Source organism: Amycolatopsis sp. H20-H5 (genome assembly GCF_035828755.1).
Classification (GTDB): Bacteria; Actinomycetota; Actinomycetes; order Mycobacteriales; family Pseudonocardiaceae; genus Amycolatopsis.
This window is the reverse complement of sequence record NZ_JAYMZS010000283.1, coordinates 1-1,190: the sequence shown is the minus strand read 5'-3', so window position 1 is coordinate 1,190 and position 1,190 is coordinate 1. Positions and strand designations below refer to the sequence as shown.

Below are 1,190 nucleotides of genomic sequence, written 5' to 3'. Positions count from 1 at the left end.
ACCGTCGCCGGAGGCTGCACCTTGAGTCCATTGTGGATCTCGGCATCGTCCAGTCGTTTCAGTAGCTCCCCAGCCCCATAAGCGGCGTCACCATAGACCGCGGCTTCGGCTTCGGCTTCGGCTTCGGGCAGGATGTCAGCGAGAAGGTCCTGAGCGACCTCGGCGTCGCCACTGTTACCGGGGGTGACCTCGGTGGCGGTGATGATCTCGGTGTCCGGATCGATCGCGATATGCCCCTTGTAGCCGTCGAAACCACGGGCGCGGGTCTTGTGCCCATGGCGAGTCTCGGGATCCACGGTGGAGATGACCCGATCCGGGGCGACCTTGCGGGCGATCCGAAACACCCCATCAGCACCCTCAACCAGATCCTGGCCCAGCACGGTCGCCAGCAGCCGCACCGCCGGACCGACCCCATCACCGAGTTCACGGCCCTCCACCAGCGTGAGCATCGCGAACCCATCTCGGGCACGGGAGTTGATCAGCGCATCCCGGGCGGCCGGATCGTCCCAGTCGATCTGCGGCTTCGCTGTGGTGGCGTAGTCATCTCTACTAGAGACCATCGCACGAAGACCGGACGCCAACTCCGTCCCGGCAACCGCGAGCAGACCCCGAATCGCCGAACGGATCAGCGTGACGGTGTCCATGGTCGCGACCGCGTCATACAACGGAGTGGAGTCCAGCACCCGCTTGCGCCCCACCAGACCGGCCCGCCGGGCGACATCCAACGTCACCTCGAAGATCCGGTCCGGCCGGTCCGAGCGGGCCAGCCGGGCGCGCATGTCCACCAGCACGGTGTGCACGAACCCCGGATAGTCGAAGTCCAGCCCACCGGCGGCGTACTTCCAGCGAGCGTCGAACGCGAACCGGTCCACCGCTTCCCGGTCCGAGAGACCTTCGACGCGTTGCAGCACCATCACCACAGCCACGATCATCGGCGGCACCGACCGACGCCCGATATCGGTGAACAGGTCGGCGAACATCTCATCCGGGAACAACGCGAAACACTCCCGGTGCAACACACCGTAAATCGAGCCCGCAGCAACCCGGCTCTCGCAGTAATCCACGGTCGAGCGCAACAGATCGGTCTGACGAGGCGTGCGTCCCAAGGCCACACCACTCATCCTGCCGGACCGGCCACCCGATCACCGCGACCGACACACCCCTCACAATCTAAGACACCAGCCACCTAG

The 1,190-nt window shown here is 65.5% G+C and carries 1 protein-coding gene; it reads right to left on the bottom strand.

The window, feature by feature from the left end:
* Positions 1–1,019: transposase (locus QMK34_RS47490; RefSeq protein ID WP_326421631.1), on the bottom strand; the 1,019-nt coding region annotated here is incomplete at its 3' end.
* Positions 1,020–1,190 lie beyond the last annotated feature (171 nt).